Origin of the sequence: Gordonia sp. (in: high G+C Gram-positive bacteria) (assembly GCF_047600565.1) — a bacterium.
GTDB lineage: Bacteria > Actinomycetota > Actinomycetes > Mycobacteriales > Mycobacteriaceae > Gordonia.
In genome coordinates this window covers 1,442,427-1,461,622 of record NZ_JASGKN010000001.1, presented here as the reverse complement: position 1 = coordinate 1,461,622, position 19,196 = coordinate 1,442,427, and the positions used below count along the sequence as shown (strand labels likewise).

General features: G+C 69.1%; 21 protein-coding genes and 2 tRNA genes. 15 read left to right on the top strand and 8 right to left on the bottom strand.

Going from position 1 to position 19,196, the window contains the following annotated elements:
- The first annotated feature begins 29 nt into the window (after positions 1 to 29).
- From ilvC to QM774_RS07130, 4 genes are all read left to right on the top strand, one after another.
- Positions 30 to 1,043, top strand: coding sequence for a ketol-acid reductoisomerase (ilvC, locus tag QM774_RS07145; protein WP_414975220.1), 1,014 nt, complete (start codon positions 30 to 32; stop codon positions 1,041 to 1,043).
- Positions 1,044 to 1,190: 147 nt separating this feature from the next.
- A complete protein-coding gene (locus QM774_RS07140) occupies positions 1,191 to 1,631 on the top strand; it encodes an SRPBCC family protein (RefSeq protein ID WP_414975219.1) in 441 nt (146 codons plus the stop codon).
- A gap of 16 nt (positions 1,632 to 1,647) precedes the next feature.
- Positions 1,648 to 2,751, top strand: a complete 1,104-nt coding sequence (locus QM774_RS07135) for an S-(hydroxymethyl)mycothiol dehydrogenase (RefSeq protein WP_414975218.1) — start codon at positions 1,648 to 1,650, stop codon at positions 2,749 to 2,751.
- A complete protein-coding gene (locus QM774_RS07130) occupies positions 2,751 to 3,359 on the top strand; it encodes an MBL fold metallo-hydrolase (RefSeq protein WP_414975217.1) in 609 nt (202 codons plus the stop codon). Before QM774_RS07135 ends, QM774_RS07130 begins: the two co-directional genes overlap by 1 nt.
- A 123-nt stretch (positions 3,360 to 3,482) precedes the next feature.
- Here QM774_RS07130 and QM774_RS07125 read toward each other — a convergent pair whose 3' ends face one another.
- A complete protein-coding gene (locus tag QM774_RS07125; protein WP_414975216.1) occupies positions 3,483 to 4,145 on the bottom strand; it encodes a serine protease in 663 nt (220 codons plus the stop codon).
- A gap of 284 nt (positions 4,146 to 4,429) precedes the next feature.
- Here QM774_RS07125 and serA point away from each other — a divergent pair, with 284 nt between their 5' ends.
- Positions 4,430 to 6,025 (top strand): phosphoglycerate dehydrogenase, encoded by a 1,596-nt coding sequence (gene serA / locus QM774_RS07120; protein ID WP_414975215.1) that lies wholly within the window; start codon positions 4,430 to 4,432, stop codon positions 6,023 to 6,025.
- The gene (locus QM774_RS07115) at positions 6,022 to 7,032 is read left to right on the top strand and encodes a 3-isopropylmalate dehydrogenase (protein WP_414975214.1); all 1,011 of its coding nucleotides are present in this window, start codon (positions 6,022 to 6,024) and stop codon (positions 7,030 to 7,032) included. Before serA ends, QM774_RS07115 begins: the two co-directional genes overlap by 4 nt.
- A 2-nt stretch (positions 7,033 to 7,034) precedes the next feature.
- On the opposite strand, the gene QM774_RS07110 is transcribed toward QM774_RS07115, so the two are convergent.
- Both QM774_RS07110 and QM774_RS07105 read right to left on the bottom strand, forming a co-directional pair.
- Positions 7,035 to 7,667 (bottom strand): hypothetical protein, encoded by a 633-nt coding sequence (locus QM774_RS07110; protein ID WP_414975213.1) that lies wholly within the window; start codon positions 7,665 to 7,667, stop codon positions 7,035 to 7,037.
- Positions 7,668 to 7,702: 35 nt separating this feature from the next.
- Positions 7,703 to 8,920, bottom strand: a complete 1,218-nt coding sequence (locus tag QM774_RS07105; RefSeq protein ID WP_414975212.1) for an MFS transporter — start codon at positions 8,918 to 8,920, stop codon at positions 7,703 to 7,705.
- Between the two features lie 95 nt (positions 8,921 to 9,015).
- Here QM774_RS07105 and QM774_RS07100 point away from each other — a divergent pair, with 95 nt between their 5' ends.
- Positions 9,016 to 9,786: a fumarylacetoacetate hydrolase family protein gene (locus QM774_RS07100; protein WP_414975211.1), complete on the top strand. Its 771-nt coding sequence runs from the start codon at positions 9,016 to 9,018 to the stop codon at positions 9,784 to 9,786.
- Positions 9,783 to 10,619, top strand: coding sequence for an alpha/beta fold hydrolase (locus QM774_RS07095; protein ID WP_414975210.1), 837 nt, complete (start codon positions 9,783 to 9,785; stop codon positions 10,617 to 10,619). The genes QM774_RS07100 and QM774_RS07095 overlap by 4 nt, the downstream gene beginning before the upstream one ends.
- Here the strand turns inward: QM774_RS07095 and QM774_RS07090 are convergent.
- The gene (locus QM774_RS07090) at positions 10,602 to 11,663 is read right to left on the bottom strand and encodes a DUF1648 domain-containing protein (protein ID WP_414975209.1); all 1,062 of its coding nucleotides are present in this window, start codon (positions 11,661 to 11,663) and stop codon (positions 10,602 to 10,604) included. The genes QM774_RS07095 and QM774_RS07090 overlap by 18 nt on opposite strands.
- Positions 11,653 to 12,009: a GntR family transcriptional regulator gene (locus tag QM774_RS07085; RefSeq protein ID WP_414975208.1), complete on the bottom strand. Its 357-nt coding sequence runs from the start codon at positions 12,007 to 12,009 to the stop codon at positions 11,653 to 11,655. Before QM774_RS07085 ends, QM774_RS07090 begins: the two co-directional genes overlap by 11 nt.
- A gap of 82 nt (positions 12,010 to 12,091) precedes the next feature.
- Between QM774_RS07085 and gltX the strand changes: the two genes are divergently transcribed.
- From gltX to QM774_RS07070, 3 genes are all read left to right on the top strand, one after another.
- Positions 12,092 to 13,576 carry a glutamate--tRNA ligase gene (gene gltX / locus QM774_RS07080; RefSeq protein ID WP_414975207.1) on the top strand — a complete coding sequence of 495 codons (1,485 nt, stop codon included), beginning with the start codon at positions 12,092 to 12,094 and terminating at the stop codon, positions 13,574 to 13,576.
- A 100-nt stretch (positions 13,577 to 13,676) separates the two neighbouring features.
- Positions 13,677 to 13,748 (top strand) — tRNA-Gln (locus QM774_RS07075).
- A gap of 54 nt (positions 13,749 to 13,802) precedes the next feature.
- Positions 13,803 to 13,875, top strand: a tRNA-Glu gene (locus QM774_RS07070).
- 122 nt (positions 13,876 to 13,997) lie between these two features.
- Here QM774_RS07070 and QM774_RS07065 read toward each other — a convergent pair.
- Positions 13,998 to 15,116, bottom strand: a complete 1,119-nt coding sequence (locus QM774_RS07065) for an alcohol dehydrogenase catalytic domain-containing protein (protein ID WP_414975206.1) — start codon at positions 15,114 to 15,116, stop codon at positions 13,998 to 14,000.
- A 43-nt stretch (positions 15,117 to 15,159) separates the two neighbouring features.
- On the opposite strand from QM774_RS07065, the gene QM774_RS07060 reads away from it, so the two are divergent.
- The 4 genes from QM774_RS07060 (at position 15,160) to QM774_RS07045 (ending at position 17,215) form a co-directional block, all read left to right on the top strand.
- A complete protein-coding gene (locus QM774_RS07060; RefSeq protein ID WP_414975205.1) occupies positions 15,160 to 15,618 on the top strand; it encodes an acyl-CoA thioesterase in 459 nt (152 codons plus the stop codon).
- Complete coding sequence (locus tag QM774_RS07055) at positions 15,615 to 16,295, top strand: GNAT family N-acetyltransferase (protein WP_414975204.1); 681 nt, start codon at positions 15,615 to 15,617, stop codon at positions 16,293 to 16,295. The genes QM774_RS07060 and QM774_RS07055 overlap by 4 nt, the downstream gene beginning before the upstream one ends.
- A gap of 37 nt (positions 16,296 to 16,332) precedes the next feature.
- Positions 16,333 to 16,551 carry a hypothetical protein gene (locus QM774_RS07050; protein ID WP_414975203.1) on the top strand — a complete coding sequence of 73 codons (219 nt, stop codon included), beginning with the start codon at positions 16,333 to 16,335 and terminating at the stop codon, positions 16,549 to 16,551.
- Positions 16,552 to 16,639: 88 nt separating this feature from the next.
- On the top strand, positions 16,640 to 17,215 hold the full coding sequence (locus QM774_RS07045; RefSeq protein WP_414975202.1) for a TetR/AcrR family transcriptional regulator: 576 nt from the start codon (positions 16,640 to 16,642) through the stop codon (positions 17,213 to 17,215).
- Here QM774_RS07045 and QM774_RS07040 read toward each other — a convergent pair.
- Positions 17,206 to 17,736, bottom strand: coding sequence for a pyridoxamine 5'-phosphate oxidase family protein (locus QM774_RS07040; RefSeq protein WP_414975201.1), 531 nt, complete (start codon positions 17,734 to 17,736; stop codon positions 17,206 to 17,208). The genes QM774_RS07045 and QM774_RS07040 overlap by 10 nt on opposite strands.
- Before the next feature lie 29 nt (positions 17,737 to 17,765).
- On the bottom strand, positions 17,766 to 19,187 hold the full coding sequence (locus QM774_RS07035) for a DUF222 domain-containing protein (protein WP_414975200.1): 1,422 nt from the start codon (positions 19,185 to 19,187) through the stop codon (positions 17,766 to 17,768).
- Between the last annotated feature and the right edge of the window lie 9 nt (positions 19,188 to 19,196).

Sequence of the window (19,196 nt, the reverse complement as noted above, 5' to 3'; positions counted from 1 at the left end):
TGCGGAGCGGCACATCGAAGGGAAACACTGTGGCAGTCGAGAAGTTCTACGACGACGACGCCGATCTGTCGATCATCCAGGGCAAGAAGGTCGCCGTGATCGGCTACGGCAGCCAGGGCCACGCGCATGCGCTGTCGCTGCGCGACTCGGGCGTCGACGTCGTGATCGGTCTGCGTGAAGACTCCAAGTCGCGGCCGAAGGCCGAGGAGCAGGGCCTCAAGGTCATGACCCCGGCCGAGGCCGCCAAGTGGGCCGACGTGATCATGCTGCTCGCCCCGGACACCAGCCAGGCCGAGATCTTCACCAACGACATCGAGCCCAACCTGAAGCCGGGCGACGCCCTGTTCTTCGGCCACGGCCTCAACATCCACTTCGGCCTCATCAAGCCGTCCGAGGACGTCACCGTCGCGATGGTCGCCCCGAAGGGCCCGGGCCACCTGGTCCGCCGTCAGTTCGTCGACGGCAAGGGTGTTCCGGCGCTCATCGCCGTCGAGCAGGATCCGACCGGCGAGGGCCAGGCGCTGGCGCTCAGCTACGCCAAGGGCATCGGCGGCACCCGCGCCGGCGTCCTGAAGACCACCTTCAAGGAAGAGACCGAGACCGACCTCTTCGGTGAGCAGGCCGTGCTGTGCGGCGGCACCGAGGAACTGGTCAAGAAGGGCTTCGAGGTTCTGGTGGAGGCCGGCTACGAGCCGGAGATGGCCTACTTCGAGTGCCTGCACGAGCTGAAGCTGATCGTCGACCTCATGTACGAGGGCGGCATCGCCCGCATGAACTACTCGGTGTCCGACACCGCCGAGTACGGCGGCTACCTGTCGGGTCCGCGTGTCATCGACGCCGACACCAAGGAGCGCATGAAGCAGATCCTGGCCGAGATCCAGGACGGCACCTTCGTGAAGAAGCTCGTCGCCAACGTCGAGGACGACAACAAGGATCTCGAGCGTCTGCGCAAGGAGAACGCCGAGCACCCGATCGAGGTCACCGGTCAGCAGCTGCGCGACCTGATGAGCTGGGTGGATCGCCCGATCACCGAAACCGCGTAAAACCGGCGTCACACCGCCCCGTCTCCCGCTGGGAGGCGGGGCGGTGTGCATCTGTGACGCCCGTTACGATCGGTTCACAGAGTTCTCGCCGTTCGGCGAGGGTCCGGCGCACCGGGTGCCGGGTGAGAGAACGTCAAGGAGATCCCCGTGGGTGAAGTCCGTCATTCCGCCGTCGTCAAGGCCCCGCGCGACCGCGTGTTCGCATACGTGAACGACTACCGGAACGTGCCCGACTACATGTTCGGGGTGAGCACGTTCCGGCCGCAGACCGATCAGACCGAAGGCGTCGGCGCGGTGTTCGACACCGCCATCAAGATCGGCCCCAAGGAGCTCACGTCGTCCACCAAGTGCGTCGAGTGGGTCAAGGACGAGAAGATCCGCCTCGAGTCGGTGAAGGGCCTCAGCTCGGCCACCGAGTGGCGTTTCAGCGACGGCGACGAGCCGGGCACCACCAAGCTCGACGCCGAGTTCGACTACTCGCTGCCCGGCGGCCTGGCCGGCAAGATCCTCGGCGGCCTGATGGGCCCGTTCATCGACCAGGCGGTCAAGCACACCGACAGTGTGGTCCGCAAGAACACCGAGAACTGACGAAGGAGCCGCCCCGATGAGCCAGACGGTCAAGGGAGTCATCGCTCGCAGCAAGGGCGCACCGGTCGAACTGGTCGACGTCGTGGTGCCGGACCCGGGCCCCGGCGAAGCGGTGGTGAAGGTGCTGACCTGCGGTGTCTGCCACACCGACCTGCACTATCGGGAAGGCGGTATCAACGACGAGTTCCCGTTCCTGCTCGGCCATGAGGCGGCCGGCATCGTGGAGTCGGTGGGCGCCGGCGTCACCGACGTGGCGCCCGGCGACTTCGTGGTGCTCAACTGGCGGGCCGTGTGCGGCGAGTGCCGCGCGTGCAAGCGCGGCGAGCCGAAGTACTGCTTCGACTCGAAGAACGCCACGCAGAAGATGACCTTGACCGACGGCACCGAACTGACCCCGGCCCTGGGCATCGGTGCATTCATCGAGAAGACGCTCGTCGCGGCGGGCCAGTGCACCAAGGTCGACCCACAGGCGCGGCCCGCGGCCGCCGGCCTGCTCGGCTGCGGCGTGATGGCCGGCCTGGGTGCCGCCATCAACACCGGCGGCGCCACCCGCGGCACCTCCGTCGCCGTCATCGGCTGCGGCGGCGTCGGGGTGGCCGCGGTCGCCGGTGCCGCACTCGCCGGCGCCTCGCCGATCATCGCGGTCGACATCGACGCCAAGAAACTCGATGCGGCCACCACGCTGGGAGCCACCCACGTGATCGACGCCTCGACCACCGATCCGGTGGAACAGATCGCGGCCATCTGCGACCAGTACTACCCGGGTGCCGAAGGCGCGGACGTGGTGGTGGAGGCGGTGGGCCGCCCGGAGACCTGGAAGCAGGCGTTCTACGCCCGCGACCTGGCCGGCACCCTCGTCCTGGTGGGTGTTCCCACCCCGGACATGACGGTGCCCGACCTGCCCCTCGCCGACTTCTTCGGCCGTGGCGGCGCACTCAAGTCCAGCTGGTACGGCGACTGCCTGCCCAGCAGGGACTTCCCGATGCTGGTCGACCTCTACCGGCAGGGCCGCCTCGATCTGGACGCCTTCGTCACCGAGGAGATCGGGATCGGCGACATCGAGTCCGCCTTCGCCAAGATGCACGACGGTGACGTCCTGCGTTCGGTCGTGGTGCTCTGATGACGGCCCGGGTCGACCACGCGGTCACCTCCGGCACCTTCACGCTGGACGGGGAGACCTTCGACGTCGACAACAACGTGTGGGTGGTCGGTGACGACGACGAGTGCATCGTGATCGACGCGCCGCATTCGGTCGACGGCATCCTGGACGTGGTGGGGGACCGGACGGTCACCGCGATCGTGTGCACGCACGCACACGACGATCACGTCCGGGTGGCCCCCGAACTGGCGGACCGGACGGGTGCGCCGATCCTGCTGCACCCGGACGACCGGCCGCTGTGGACTCTGACCCATCCGGACCGGGCCTGGGACGCCGACCTGTCCGACGGCCAGAAGATCACCGTCGGCGGCACCGCGCTCGCCGTGCTGCACACGCCGGGTCATGCCCCGGGCGGCGTCTGCCTGTACGCGCCGGATCTGGGCTGTGTCTTCACCGGTGACACGCTGTTCCATGGCGGTCCCGGCGCCACCGGCCGGTCCTACTCGGACCGCGGCACGCTGGAGGAGTCGATCCGGTCGCGGCTGTTCGGTCTGCCCGACGACACCGTCGTCCATACCGGCCACGGCGACGACACCACCATCGGCGCCGAGAAGACCCACCTCCCGTAACGCTCGGCGAGCGGGTGTCTCGCTTCGACAGGCTCAACGAGCGCAAGAGGGATGCGGAAAGGCGGTCAGGATCACCGGACCGCCTTTCGCGTCGACTGGCTCAGAGAGCGTTGAGGGCTCCGATCAGGCGACCTTGAAACCGGGGTAGCCGCCGCGGTTCAGGCGCTTGAGGATCGGGCCGATGTTGGTGCCGGTCTCCGGTCCCACGCAGGAGACGAAGAAGTACGCGTTCACCATGCCGACCAGCGAGTCGCCGACGACCACCGGGCTACCGGAGTCGCCCTCGATCACGCAGATCTGCGAGAAGTGCGAGGTGTCGTCGTCGAACCACGCCACACCGCAGGTGTGACCGGTGGTGCGGCCCTGCTTGCACATGACGGTGGGGAAGCCCTGCGGATGGGTGTTGATACGGCGGATGGTGACGCCGCCGACGGTACGGACCGGCGTGACCTTCGATGCGTCGAGTTCGATCACGGCGACGTCGATGTCCGACCAGCTGCGGGTGATCCGGCCGATCGCGCCGCGGTTCTGGTTGGCCTCGGACAGGACGACCTGGCCGGGCTTGCCGCAGTGACCGGCGGTGATGGCGATCAGCTTGCCCCCGGAGCGACCGACGGTGGTGACGGTGCACGCGGCGGCGTTGTTGCCGCCCTTGAGGATCAGGATGCCCGAGCCGCCGCCCAGACGGGTCTTCGGCGCTGCCGCGTCGGACTGGCCGGCGCCGATCCCGACCAGGGACAGGACCGTGGCGATGATCGCCGCGAAGACAACAATCGTCTTCTTCATGTGCTACTCACTCCGCTCGTTGTGATCGCCCCCCGGCCGCGGTGTGCGGCCTGCGACGGATTCACGTTGTACACATCGTCTCGTTTCCCCGTTCCCGAGTCCACAGCGGTAAGGATGCCGTGACTCAACCGAGACGCCTTAGATGAATCTACCGTGCCGAGCGTGTCGAGCACCACAATTGCTGGTGGGCGGGTGTGCCCCGGGACACGCGCCCCCATTACAGTGGGCGGGTCAGACGCGTGCGCTCATCGCGCGCCGCCACCGATGAACCCGTGGAGAATACTGTGACCGCATCCGGCCGTCCCGTCGTGCTGATCGCCGACAAGCTCGCCCCCTCGACCGTCGAGGCCCTCGGCCCGGACGTCGAAGTCAAGTGGGTCGACGGCCCGGACCGTCCCAAGCTGCTCGAAGCCGTCGTGGACGCCGACGCCCTGCTGGTGCGCTCGGCCACCACCGTCGACGCCGAGGTCCTGGACGCCGGCAAGAAGCTGAAGATCATCGCCCGCGCCGGTGTGGGCCTGGACAACGTGGACGTCCCCGCCGCCACCGAGCGCGGCGTCATGGTCGTCAACGCCCCGACCTCCAACATCCATTCGGCCGCCGAGCACGCCATCGCGCTGCTGATGTCCACCGCCCGCCAGGTGCCGGCCGCCGACGCCACCCTCAAGGACCACACCTGGAAGCGTTCGTCGTTCTCCGGCGTCGAGCTGTTCGACAAGACCGTCGGTGTGGTGGGCCTGGGCCGTATCGGCCAGCTGGTCGCCGCCCGTCTGGCCGCGTTCGAGACGCACATCATCGCCTACGACCCCTACGTGTCGGCCGCCCGTGCCGCGCAGCTGGGCATCGAGCTGGTGGACCTGGACGAACTGCTGGAGCGCGCGGACTTCATCACCGTGCACCTGCCGAAGACCAAGGAGACCGCCGGCCTGATCGGCAAGGACCAGCTCGCCAAGACCAAGAAGGGCGTCGTGATCGTCAACGCCGCCCGCGGCGGCCTGATCGACGAGCAGGCGCTCGCCGACTCCATCAACGACGGTCACGTGTGGGGCGCCGGCCTGGACGTCTTCGACTCCGAGCCGTGCACCGACTCGCCGCTGTTCGAACTGGACCAGGTCGTGGTGACCCCGCACCTGGGTGCGTCGACCGCCGAGGCCCAGGACCGGGCCGGCACCGACGTCGCCAAGAGCGTGCAGCTGGCGCTGGCCGGCCACTTCGTCCCGGACGCGGTGAACATCACCGGCGGCCCGGTGGACGACGAGGTCGCCCCGTGGCTCGAGCTCACCCGGAAGCTCGGCGTCCTGGTGGGCGTCGTCGCCGACGGCATGCCGACCGCCCTCACCACCGAGGTGCGTGGCGAGCTCGCGTCCCTGCCGGTCGACGTGCTCGGCCTGTCCGCGGTCCGCGGCCTGTTCTCGGCCGTGGTCGACGAGCCGGTCACCTTCGTGAACGCCCCGGCGGTCGCCGAGGAGCGGGGCGTGACGCACGAGGTCACCACTGTGTCGGAGAGCCCGAACCATCGCAGCATGGTCGACGTCAAGGCGGTCTTCGCCGACGGCACCCATGTGAACGTCGCCGGCACCCTGACCGAGCCGCGCGAGGTCGAGAAGATCGTGAACATCAACGGCCGCAACTTCGATCTGCGCGCCGAGGGCAAGAACCTGATCGTCAGCTACGGCGACCAGCCCGGCTCGCTCGGCAAGATCGGCACCCTCCTCGGCAACGCCGGCATCGACATCCTGGCCGCCGGCCTGTCCCAGGACCTGGAGGGTTCGGGTGCCACGGTCATGCTGCGCGTCGACAAGACCATCGACGACGACGTGCTGTCGGCCATCGGTGACGCCGTGCAGGCCACCCTGATCAAGCAGGTGGACTTCTCGTGAAGCTCGCCGTCATCCCCGGTGACGGCATCGGTCCCGAGGTCACCGACCAGGCCCTGCGCGTCCTGACCAAGCTGCATCCGGAACTGACGACCACCGAATACGACTTCGGCGCCCGTCGCTACCATCGCACCGGTGACCTGCTCACCGACGACGACGTCGCCTCGCTGCGCGAGCACGACGCGATCCTGCTGGGCGCCATCGGCGACCCGAGCGTGCCCCCGGGCGTGCTCGAGCGCGGCTTCCTGCTGAAGATGCGGTTCATCCTGGATCACCACGTGAACCTGCGTCCGTCGAAGCTGTACGACGGCGTCGAGTCGCCGCTGGCCGGCGACCCGGCGATCGACTTCGTGGTCGTCCGTGAGGGCACCGAGGGGCCGTACACCGGCAACGGCGGTGCCATCCGCGTCGACACCCCGAACGAGGTCGCCACCGAGGTCAGCCTGAACACCCGCTTCGGCATCGAGCGCGTGGTCCGCGATGCGTTCGCCCGCGCCCAGCAGCGCAGCAAGAAGCTGACGCTGGTGCACAAGACCAACGTGCTGACCTTCGCCGGCTCGCTGTGGCAGCGCACCGTCGACGAGGTGGGTGCCGAGTTCCCGGACGTGGCCACCGACTACTGCCACGTCGACGCCGCCACCATCTACATGGTGACCGATCCGCAGCGTTTCGATGTGATCGTCACCGACAACCTGTTCGGCGACATCATCACCGACCTGGCGGCCGCGGTCACCGGCGGTATCGGTCTGGCGGCGTCGGGCAACATCGACGCCACCCGCACCAATCCGTCGATGTTCGAGCCGGTCCACGGCAGTGCCCCGGACATCGCCGGGCAGAACCTGGCCGACCCGACCGCCGCGATCCTGTCGGCGGCCCTGCTGTTGCGTCACCTGGGTGACGAGGACGGTGCCGTGCGCATCGAGAAGGCTGTGGAGTCCGACGTCGCATCGCGCGGCGACCAGCGGGGTTCGACCACCGAGGTCGGCGACCGCATCCTCGCCCTCGTCTGAGGTCAGTACGGGTCGAGCTCCCGTACCGGAAGCACGGCTTCGGTGAGCGCGGCGACCGCGGCGGCGAGCAGGATCGCACCGAGCACATCGGACGGCCGATGCCATTGCAGTGCGATCACCATGACGCCGACCACGATCACCACCAGGGCGCCGATCCGGAACACGAACCGGCGGTAGCGCGGCGCGGCCACGGCGGCCAGCGCCAGCGCGGTCGCGGTGAAGGCGGCGACGGTGTTGGACGGGAACGAGTTGAGGGGCGCCCCGACCCCGAAGGCGGGGCGGGGGAGACCGTTCTTGAGTCCGATCGCCAGCACGGTGGTGCCGAACACCAGGACGCAGGCGTGCAGGAACAGCAGCCAGGAGCGCCGCGCGGTGCACACGATCGCCAGGATCACGCCGGCGGCGAGCAGCAGCGGCAACTGGATGCGGCTGAGCAGTCCGGGCGTCGGATGCTCGTGACCGGTGAGCGCACTGAACCGCACCATCGTCTCGTCGTCGACGATCTGCCCCGGCGAGGTGTGCACCAGCAGCATGTAGACGGCGACGAAGGCGGCCAGTGCGACGATCGCCCAGGCCACGTCGGCGACGCGTCGCCACGGGCTGGGGCGCCAGGGGCTGCGCTGCGGTGCGGTCATGGGTTCCATGGTGGCATCGGCGCCTGAGGGGATCGTCAGACCACCCGTTGCTCGGCCGGTTCGGGCCGGGGATCACCGGGGACGATCGGCAACGCGAGGAGCGGTGCCACGGCGCTGATCGCGAACACCAGCGGGTAGCCGGCGTGGTCGATGAGACGGCCGAAGACCGGGGTGGTGGCGGACATCGTCAGATATTGGGCGGTGTTCTGCAGCCCGAGGGCACGGCCGCTCCAGGCGGCGCCGGCCGCCTCGGCGATGGCGGTGAACGCCAGCCCGTTGTCGGCGACGGTGAAGACGGTGGCGGCGACCATGATGGCGACGGCGGCGGCGCTGTGCAGTTCGTCGGTCAGTGCCAGCAGGCCGAGGGCGGTCGCGGCGAGGACGGCGATCACCCGGATCGGCTTCATCCGCGATCCCCACACGTCGGACACGCGGCCGGCGACGATCCGGCCGAACGCGGCGACCACTTGCGAGGCCGTCACGATGAGGCCGGCGCTGACCGGGGACCAGCCGTGACCGATGATCAGCCACGCCGGAGCGAACGTCCACAGCATGGACTGCCCGATCACCAGCAGCAGGCTGGCGGCGTGGATACGCCACAGGTAGGAGCTCGCGCGGTACGGGTTGGTGCCGGGTGCGGCGTCGAGGGTGGACGGCGGCAGCACCGGGTCGTGGATTCCGGCCAGGGTGGCGATCAGGCCGATCACGGTCACGACCACCGGCACGGCCATGGCCCATCCGGCGCCGGCGTGCGCGGCGATCGGCGGCATGGTCATGGCGAGGACGGCGATGCCCAGCGGCTGCGCCATCTGCCGGATACCCATCGCGGTGCCGCGCTGGTTCGCGGGAAAGAAGCCGACGACGATCCGGCCGCTCGCCCCGTTGGCCGCACCCGACCCCAGTCCGCCGATCAGCAGGGCCGCGCCGAGGGCGAGGTGCCCGGCCCCGGTGGCCACCGCGACGGCGGCGCCGGCGGTGCCGAGCAGGGTGACGAGCAGGGACAGGATCAGGACCCGGCGCTCACCGAACCGGTCGAGGGCGGCGCCCCACGCCACCAGTGAGACCGTGATGCCCACGGTGGGGATCGCGGCGAGGGTGCCGGCCGTGGACAGCGACATGCCGCCGGTGTGCAGTTCGGGGATCGCGTAGGCGAAGCCGCTGGTGGCGGCGGTAGCGGTCATCGCGGCGACGAGTGCGCACACGAGGATCGCCCAGCGCCGGGCCGGGGAGGGCAGGGTGTCGTCGTGGGTCATGTCGCCTGTGAATCTCAAATAGTGAAACTTGTATTCCATATTCTAGAACACGGTCCGGGGCCGTGCACACCGGGGTCCTGCGTTAACCTGGCGTCATGAAACTCGGTCGAGTCGCTAGCCAGGACGGGGTGGCCTTCGTGGCCATCGAGGGTGACGAAGGCGCCCAGGTCGCCAAGGAGATCGCCGAACATCCCTTCGGTGACCCCACCTTCACCGGCCGCAGCTGGCCGTTGAAGGAGACCCGCCTGCTGGCGCCGATCCTGGCGACCAAGATCATCGCGATCGGCAAGAACTACGCCGCCCACGCCGCCGAGATGGGATCGGAGGCGCCCGAGGATCCGGTGATCTTCCTGAAGCCGAACACCTCCATCATCGGCCCCGGCGTCCCGATCGTGCGCCCGCCGTCGTCCGAGCGCGTCGACTACGAAGGCGAGCTGGCCATCGTGATCGGCCGGCCCTGCAAGGACGTCAAGGCCGCGCAGGCGTCGAGCGTCATCCTCGGCTATACCGTGGCCAACGACGTCACCGCGCGCGACCAGCAGAAAGTCGACGGCCAGTGGACGCGAGCCAAGGGCTACGACACGTTCTGCCCACTCGGTCCGTGGATCGAGACCGAGCTGGATCCGTCCGATCTGGCCATCAACACCGACCTCGACGGTGAGAACCGGCAATCCAGCCGGACGTCGCTCATGCTGCACAAGGTCGGCGACATCGTTGAATGGGTGTCCCGCGTGATGACCCTCCTGCCCGGTGACGTCATCCTCACCGGCACACCGGAGGGCATCGGCCCGATGGAGGCCGGTTCCACCGTCTCGGTGACCGTCGAAGGGATCGGCACGCTGACCAATCCCGTCGTCGACAAGTGAGTTCGCCGAGCCCCCTCGCACCCGTCAGCGCCGAGCTGAACGGGATCAGCCTCTCCTACACCGACGTCGGATCCGGACCGCTCGTGGTGATGGTGATGGGCACCGGCAGTCCCGGCCGCGTGTGGCACGCCCACCAGCGTCCGGCCCTGGTGAACGCCGGCTTTCGGGTCGTCACCTTCGACAACCGGGGGATCGCGCCCACCAGTGAGTGCGCCGAGGGCTTCACGATCGACGACATGGTCGCCGACAAGTTCGATCTCATCGACCATCTGGGCGCCGGGCCGGCCGTCGTCGTCGGCACGTCGCTCGGTGCCAGGATCGCCCAGGAACTGACCCTGGCCCGGCCCGACCTGGTGCGCGGCGCCGTCCTGCTCGCCACCTACGGCCGGTCGACGCCCATGGTGACCGCGTTCTCGAACGGGGAGCGCGAACTGTACGACCAGGGCATCGCGTTGCCGAAGGACTTCTACGCGGCGGTCACCGCGCACCTGAACCTCTCACCGCACACCCTCGCCGACGATCGCGGCGCCCGCGACTGGCTCGACATCATCGGTTTCGGCGGCGCGTCCCGCAGTCCCGGGGTGCGGGCCCAGCTCCACCTGCACGAGCGGGAGGCGAACCGGCTGCCCGAGTACCGGGCCATCGACAGACCGGTGCTCGTGGTGGGCTTCGCCGACGACCGCACCCTGCCGTGCTTCCTGGCCCGCGAAGTGGCCGACGCCATCCCCGGCGCCCGCTACGAACAGGTGGAACAGGCCGGGCATTGGGGCTACCTGGAACAGCCCGATCAGGTCAACGACCTGATCATCGGCTTCCTACGCGCGGTCGGCTGACGCGTCGGCGACGGCCTGCTGCCGGTAGGCCTCCAGCAGACCGGCACCGGTCGGGGCATCGTCGACGATCACCGCGAACCGTTTCCCGTTGGTGCGTTCGACGATGATCGCCGGGCCGCGGCGCAGCGCGACGGCGGTGGTCTTGCCTGTCCAACGCACACCGCAGCCGCCGAAGTCGCCCAGCGGCCTCGCGTCGCCGTCCACCCGGACACCGGCGATCTGACCGAGGGCGATCGAGAAGCGAGGCAGACCGAGGATCGACCGGACGGACAGGCCGTCGGGGGAGACGCGCACCCGGAACGCCAGCGACGTCATCAGGACGACGACCCCGGCCAGCGCGACGATCACGCAGGTGACGATCAGACCCGACGACGTGCCGTCGGTCCAGCCGAAGAGGGCGATCAGCGAGGCCAGAGTCACCGCGCCGACGGTCACGATCAGCATGCCGCGGCTGGCGGTGACGGTCCGCAGCCACACGGCCTGCTCCCCGTCGGCCACCGCGATCGGCGCCGCCTGTGCCCCGATCTCCGATTCCGTGGGGTGCGGCTGGGCGAACCACGCCGCCGTCCCCAGCACGAGGCCGACCGCGAGGCTGAGCAGGATCGTGGTGAGCAGCGGTTCGTCGTCGCGTCCGCCCTTCTGGAACCACAGCGTCGACGTCATGAGGACGGCGACCATCGCGGTGGTGCCGAGGGTGGCGGCGACCAGACTCGGATAGGCGCGGCCGCGGTCGCCGGCGTTCAGACCGACCACGGCGGGCACGGCCATGATCCCGATCAGGAACAGGCACAGGATCGCGGTCACCAGCGGCACCGTCCAGGCCGGCGACCAGCCGTCGGGGGTGCCGGTGGCGTTCCAGTGCACGATCACCCGGTCCGGTACGTCGCCGAGCAGGAAGATCTGCACGACGAAGGCGATCACGGTGATGGCGGCCGGTGCGAGGACGCCCAGCAGCACCGCGAGCATCAACGGGCGGCGGGCGGCCACCTGCTCGGCGGTCAGCGGGGCCGCCGGCGTGCGGCGGCGATCGGGGTCAGTGGGCATCGACGGCCTCCTTGATGAGGGCGGACAGGGTGTCGGAGTTCAGGTTGAGGGCGGCGGCTTTGGCGGCGAGCGCCCGGACATCGTCCTCGAGGGCGCGAACGTCGTCGGCGAGGGGAGTCACGACTGCTCCCCGGCCGCGACGCAGTTCGACCAGGCCCTCGTCGCGGAGTTCCTGGTAGGCGCGCAGAACCGTGTGCACGTTGACATCCAGTGACTCGGCCACCTCGCGTGCCGAGGGAAGCCGGTCGCCGGCACCGATCCGGCCCGCGGCGATGTCCGCTCGCACCGAGTCGGCGAGCTGCCGGAAGATCGGGGTCGCAGCGGAAGGCTGGATACGTAACAACACACCATTAGTTCTAGTTAAACTAGAACTAAATGGCAACCCTCCTGGCTGCGGACGGTCACCGTCAACCGACTACCCTGGGCCTATGACCGTTCGCGTTCGATTCTGCCCGTCGCCCACCGGAACCCCGCACGTCGGCCTGGCCCGCACCGCGCTGTTCAACTTCGCGCAGGCCCGCCACGACGGCGGCACCTTCGTCTTCCGGATCGAAGACACCGACGCCGCCCGCGACAGCCAGGAGTCGTACGACGCCATCCTGGACGCTCTGCGCTGGCTCGGACTCGACTGGGACGAGGGCCCCGAGGTCGGCGGCCCGTACGGACCGTACCGTCAGTCCGAACGCCGGCAGATCCACCTGGACGTCGTCGACAAGCTGGTCGAAGCCGGCTACGCCTACGAGGCCTACTCGACGCCGGACGAGGTGGAGGCGCGCCACAAGGCGGCCGGCCGCGACCCGAAGCTCGGCTACGACAACTTCGACCGCGATCTCACCGACGCCCAGCGCGCCGCCTACCGCGACGAAGGCCGCGCGCCGGTGATCCGCCTGCGCATGCCCGACGAGGACATCACCTGGGACGACCTGGTCCGCGGCACCACCACCATCAAGGCCGGCACCGTCCCGGACTTCGCCCTCACCCGCGGCACCGGCGACCCGCTGTACACGCTGGTGAACCCGGTCGACGACGCGATGATGAAGATCACCCACGTGCTGCGCGGTGAGGACCTGCTGTCGTCGACGCCTCGGCAGATCGCGCTCTACCGGGCACTCATCGAACTCGGCATCGCCGATCAGGTGCCCGAGTTCGGTCACCTGCCGTTCGTGATGGGGGAGGGCAACAAGAAGCTGTCCAAGCGTGACCCCGAGTCCAGCCTGTTCCATCACCGCGACCGCGGCTTCCTGCCGGAAGGGCTGCTCAACTACCTGGCCCTGCTCGGCTGGGGTATCGGCGGCGACAACGACGTGTTCAGCCTCGACGAGATGATCGACGCCTTCGACGTGCGCAACGTGAACTCGAATCCGGCCCGCTTCGACCAGAAGAAGGCCGACGCCATCAACGCCGAGCACATCCGCCGTCTCGAACTGAATGATTTCGTCGGGCGTCTGCGCCACTACCTGGTGGAGCACGGCAAGCTGTCCGAGCCCATCGACGACGCCGTGTTCGTCCCGCTCGCCGATCTGGTGCAGACGCGCATCCAGGTCCTCGGCGACGCCTGGGATCTGATCAAGTTCGCCTACGTCTCCGACGACGACTTCGAGTTCGACGAGAAGTCGGCGTCCAAGAACCTCAAGGCCGACGCCGTGCCGGTCCTCGAGGCCACGATCGCGGCCTGTGAAGCGAACGACGACTGGACGACCGGCGCGATCGAGGAATCCCTCAAGACCGCGCTGATCGACGGCCTGGACCTGAAGCCGCGGAAGGCCTACGGTCCGGTGCGCGTCGGCGTGACCGGCGCCGCCATCAGTCCGCCGCTGTTCGAGTCGATGGAGATCCTCGGCAAGGACACCACGCTGCGCCGCCTGAACCAGGCGCTCGAGGTCGCGAAGGCCGCTCCGCCCGTCGCTCCCTGACTGGTCCTGACCTGCCGATTTGTTATTGGTGGGGTAGGTCTTGGTAATCTCTTCAGGTCCGCTTCGCGGGGCGCTCGCCGCCCGGTCCGGGCGAAACCCTTGGGGTATGGTGTAATTGGCAACACAGCGGTTTCTGGTACCGCCATTCTAGGTTCGAGTCCTGGTACCCCAGCGAGATTCATTCGGGTGGATACCCGTGTGTCTCACAACTGAAGAGTTGTTCTAGGGCCCCGTCGTCTAGCGGCCTAGGACGCCGCCCTCTCAAGGCGGTAGCGCGGGTTCGAATCCCGTCGGGGCTACAACGAAGACCCCCTCCAGTCGGAGGGGGTCTTCTCGTATCCCGCCAAAAGATGGCAACCACAGACTCTCCGAGGGCGATCTGCCCCCGGGCCGCCACCGGCCGCCACTTTGTGGCAGTAGGTCAGGGGAACTCGATGATCTGCCGGAGGGTGGTGGCGCCGTCGGTGAGGCTGTCCATGGCCTCGTTGATCTGGTCGAGCCGGATCCGTGACGAGATCAGCGGGGTCACGTCGAGCCGGCCGTCCCGCCACATGTCTTCGTAGATCTTGATGTCGACCGACGGGACCGCCGAGCCGAGATAGCAGCCGACGATGGCGCGGGCCTGGGCGGTCAGAGCCAGCGGATCGACGGCGATCGTCTGCCCCGGCGCCGGCAGACCGACGGTCACGGTGGTGCCGCCCATTCCGGTGAGGGCGATCGCCGTCTCCAACGCACGGGGATTGCCGACCGCCTCCACGACGCCGTCCGCGGTGACCCCGGCCTCGACGGCCTGCGCCGGCGTATAGACCTCGGTGGCGCCGAGTGCGGTGGCGGCGTCGAGCTTGGCCGGCGGGGCGTCGACACCGATGATCCGCTGCACACCGAGTGCTTTGGCGACGATGAGGGCGGCCATGCCGACGCCGCCGAGACCGACCACGGCCACGGCGCTGTCCGCGGTCGGCTTCAGGACATTCATCACCGCACCGCCGCCGGTCAGCAGGGCGCACCCGAACAGGGCGGCCACGTCGGGCGGTACGTCGTCGCCGACCTTCACCACCGACCGCTCCGAGACCACGGCGTGGGTGGCGAACGCCGACGCCCCGAGGTGGTGGTTCACCGCGCCGGACGCGTCGTGCAGGCGCCGGTGACCGCCCAGCAGGGTGCCCTCGTTGTTGGCCGCGCTGCCCACCGCGCAGGGGAATCGGCCGTTCGATCGGCAGCCGGCGCAGTCGCCGCAGCGCGGCAGAAACGTCATCACCACGCGGTCGCCGACGGACAGCCCGGTATCCGGGCCGACCTGCTCGACGATTCCGGCGGCCTCGTGGCCCAAGAGCATCGGGACCGGTCGCGGCCGGTCGCCGTTGACCACCGACAGGTCGGAATGACAGATCCCGGCGGCCTCGACCCGCACGAGGATCTCACCGTCACCGGGTGCGTCGAGTTCGAGGTCCTCGACGACGATGGGCCGGGACTCGGTGTAGGGGGCGGGTTCGCCGATCGCGGTCAGCACCGCGCCGCGGATCCTCTTCGCATCGCTCACGGATCGAAGGCTACTCAGCACGCGGTGGGTATGGTCGGTGTTCATGGCAGCCGCTGAACGCCCGACCCGCTCCGACTACGCCGCCTGGGACGAGGCCACTCTTCGCTGGGCCGACGTCGACGTCTACGGGCATGTGAACAATGCGCGCTACTTCGAGTTGATCGACACCGCCGTCAACGTCTTCCTCGCGCGCGAGAGCGGCGTCGACATCCGGCGACTGCCGGCGATCGGCGTCGTCGCCGAGGTGGGGTGCCGGTATTTCCGGGAGGTCGAGTATCCGGGTTCGGTGAAGCTCGGCATCCGCGTCGAACGTCTCGGGAACTCGTCGATCATCTACCGCGTCGGCATCTTCCCGGCCGCCGACGACGAACGACCGGCCGACGAGGCCGCGGCCGAAGGCCGGTTCGTGCACGTCTACGTCGACAACACCGACCCGGCGCGCCCGTCGGTCCCGATCCCCGCGCAGATCCGCGGGGCGGTGCAGCAGCTGGTGACACGATGACGCGACTCGATCCGCGCACCCTGCCCGTCGACGGGGCCGCCGCGACGACGCTCGCCGAACGAGGCCTCGACTTCCGGTTGATCGACGCGGCCGACACCGAGGCGCTGGCGGGCGCCTACCGGGCCATCAACCGGGGGTTTCTGGCCGAGGAACCCGGTGAGGAGGAGGTCGCTGTCGGGGTGCGCGATCAGCTCGCCGCCTGGCGTGTTCTGGGCGTCTACGACCGCCGGCCGCAGCTGCCGCTGCCGGTGGCGACGATCGCCGGCTGGGTGACCGAGTTGACGGTGCCCGGCGGCGTGATGCCGATGTGGGCGATCAGTGAGGTGACGGTGGCACCCACGCATCGTCGTCGTGGGATCGCCACGGCGATGCTCGAGGGAGAGTTGCGGACCGCTGCTCGGGCCGGGCTGGCGCTGGCGGGTCTCACCGTCTCCGAAGCCACCATCTATCGCCGATTCGGGTTCGGTCCCGCCACCTTCTCCACCCACTGGAAGGTGGACGTGCAGCGTGCCGGCTGGGCCGGCCCCGCAGCGACGGGCGCGCTGCAGTTCGTCGATCGCGATGAGCTCGCGCGCACCCTTGATGACCTGCATGAACGGACCAGGCGCGACCGGATCGGCGAGATCGCCGGATGGCCGCGCCGGCGACGGGTGTGGCGACCGCCGACGCCAGCATGAACGCGGTCAGCAGCCACGTCGCTCCGACGGTGTCGGTGTGCAGCGCCGACGCGAATCCGCCGAGCACCGACACCACGATCGTCTGGGCGAGGGCGACGGCCAGCGAGGCGATCAACAGCACGGGAGTCGTGATGGTGACGGCCCGGGCCGTCGGCGTGCCGTCGTCGTCGCGGAGATTCAGCCGGCGACCGAGGAACGCCGCGACCGCACCGAGGACGAGCATGATCCACATCAAAACCTCCTGGAGTGCGCGTGATGTAGGACAGCCTAACTCATTAGTTACCACTGGTCACTAATGCCCGGTCGGGCATGGAATCCACCGGGTACGACGTAGGATCGAGACCGTGCGAGAACCGACTCCCGCGCCGGGACGTCCGGCACGACTCAGCCGTGACGCGATCGTCGCCGCGGCACTCGAGTCGGATCTGAGCACGCTGACCATGCGTGATCTCGCTGCCCGGCTCGGCGTCTCGCACGCGGCGCTGTATCGGTGGGTGCCCGACCGCGACGGCCTGTTCGACCTGATCAGCGTCGAGATGGCGCAGCGGATCCTGCCGCAGACCGAACCCACCGCCGGCACGTGGCGTGAATGGCTGCGCGATCTGGCCTGGAAGATGCACGACGAGTTCCTCGTCGTCCCGGGCTTCGCCGCCCATGTCGCGGCCCCGCACCGCCACAACCCGGAGTCCTTCGGCCGGCTCCGCGACCAGGTGAGACTGGCCTTCCGGTTGGCCGGCGCCTCGCCGGAGATGGCCGAACAGAGCTGGTACGTCTTCGGACTGTCGGTGGTGCGCTGGATCGGCGCCGATCACGCCGACTACGACCTCGGCGACGACCTGCCGCGGTTCGACCTGTTCCTCGACGTCCTACTCCGCGGACTACCCGCGCGGGAGGCCGCAGACCAGGGAGCTCAGGAGTAGTACTGCGCCGTCGAGCCGGTGAGCGGGGTGTCCGGAAGGTTCAGCTTCCGGTGATCCCATGACCGCACCCGTTCCGGCACCAGCCGGACGGCGATCCGGTTGTGCATCATCGCCTCGACCGCCGGCCGCATCTCGTCGCTGTAGGGGCCCATGTAGCGTTCCCACACCGCGATACCGGCCGTCAGGCAGGTCTCCGCGTCGTCGTACAGCACGCACGTGCCCTCGATGGAGACGCCGCGCAGCTTGTCATAGGTGAGTCCGTCCTCGATGAGGGCGGTCGCCCGCGGATCCCGGCGCAGATTCACCGCCTTCTGCGACTTCGACTTCGTCTCGAACCAGAGTTCAGGCAGGTCCCCGTCCCCGCCGATGACGCCGAACCACATCGCCGTCAGATGCGGAAACCCGTCCTTGCCGACAGTGGCGAGGGTGGCGGTGCGGTGCTGCTGAAGGAACTCGCTGATCTCGTCGTCGGACATGACGATCTGTCCGCGCTGGTTCTTGCTGGGCTGGTTGGCTGCCATGAGCACGACCGTAACCCAGAACGAGTGCCTCAGAACGGTGGTGGGCCGTCAGAGTTCTCCCACATCTCCCGGCGTCGCCGAAGACGGGCACGTTCGGACCGGCGCCACGCATGTCGGCGGCGCGTGTACTCGGCGATTCCGGTGCCGGATCCGCCGGCGCGGGTGGACAGGGCGAGGCCCGGCGGGTCGTGGGCGTGGACGGTATGGGTGCACCGCAGATCGTCGAGCCCGGTGATCAACCACTGGTTGGGTGCTGCCGATTCGACGGTGATGCCTTCGGGAGTGGTGATCGACGTCCGGTAGCGGCCGTCGTCGGTGACCCACTGATCATCGATCCAGGACGGCGAATGCGTCTTGATCAGATGATGCTTCCGGCACTTCGGATTGAGATTGCACAGGCAGGTCGGTCCGCCACGAGACGGCACGTCGTGGTCGTACTCGTCGACGTGGTCGAGGTCGCACCGGTAGGCGGGCATGTCGCAACCGGGCACCGAGCAGGTGCCGAACAAGGCCCGCACCACCGCGTCGACCGCGGCGGTGGGCCGGTACGGATCGCCCGGCTGCGCCATCTCCTTGATCGCGTCGGGTGCGACGGTCCGCACGGTGCTGTCGTCGCGGGCGGCCAGGTCGCGGACCTGCTCGGCGGTGATCGGCCCGTGTCCGTCGAGGTAGGCCGGGTCGTCGTCGACGGTGGCGGTGCAGGTCTCGGGATGTCCGCAGCCGCAGGTGAAAGGCATGCGGCGCAGCCGGGCGATGGCGGCGGCGGAACGGCGGACGCCCGGCGGACGGGGGTCGTCGGGGAAGGTGGCGCGGGCGAGGGCGTCGACTGCCTGCTCGGCCAGGCGCGCCTCCGCTGCGGTCGCCGTGATGCTGTATCCGCCCAGGCCGTCACCGAGATCGCGATACCGGGCGTTCGTGCGGCGCCGGGCGTCGTCGAGGCGGCGTCGGCAGGCTTCCGGATCGTGCTTGGCGACCAGGCGATCGGCGATGCGGCGGGCCCGCTGACGGGACACGGTTCCGGCATCGGTGAGCGCTTCGACCAGGAGAGTGTCGAGGGTGGACAGGATCGCCGGGTCCTCGACGATGTTGGTGCGGTCGTCGAGGACCGCGAACACGTCCACGCCGATCACCGCATTGCGGAGCAGCGACGCCGTCCGGGGCAGCCGTTCGGCGACGGTGACCGCCCGCTCGACCAGGGTGCGGGCCGCACGCGCAGGAATCGCGAACACGACGGCCACCGACTCGATGGCCTGGATATAGGGGTCGAACAGCGACTCCCGGTCGGCACCCGAGCACACCAGGTCGTGGACGTCGGCCAGTGCGCAGTCGAGGTAACCGGCGATCGCCTCGAGCTGGTCGTAGTGGGCACGCGCCTGGCGCCGGTGAGCGTCGAGTGCACGGTTCAGGAGAGTGGCGCGGTCGGGGGAGTGCGAGTCGTCGGCAGTGGTCACCGCACACCT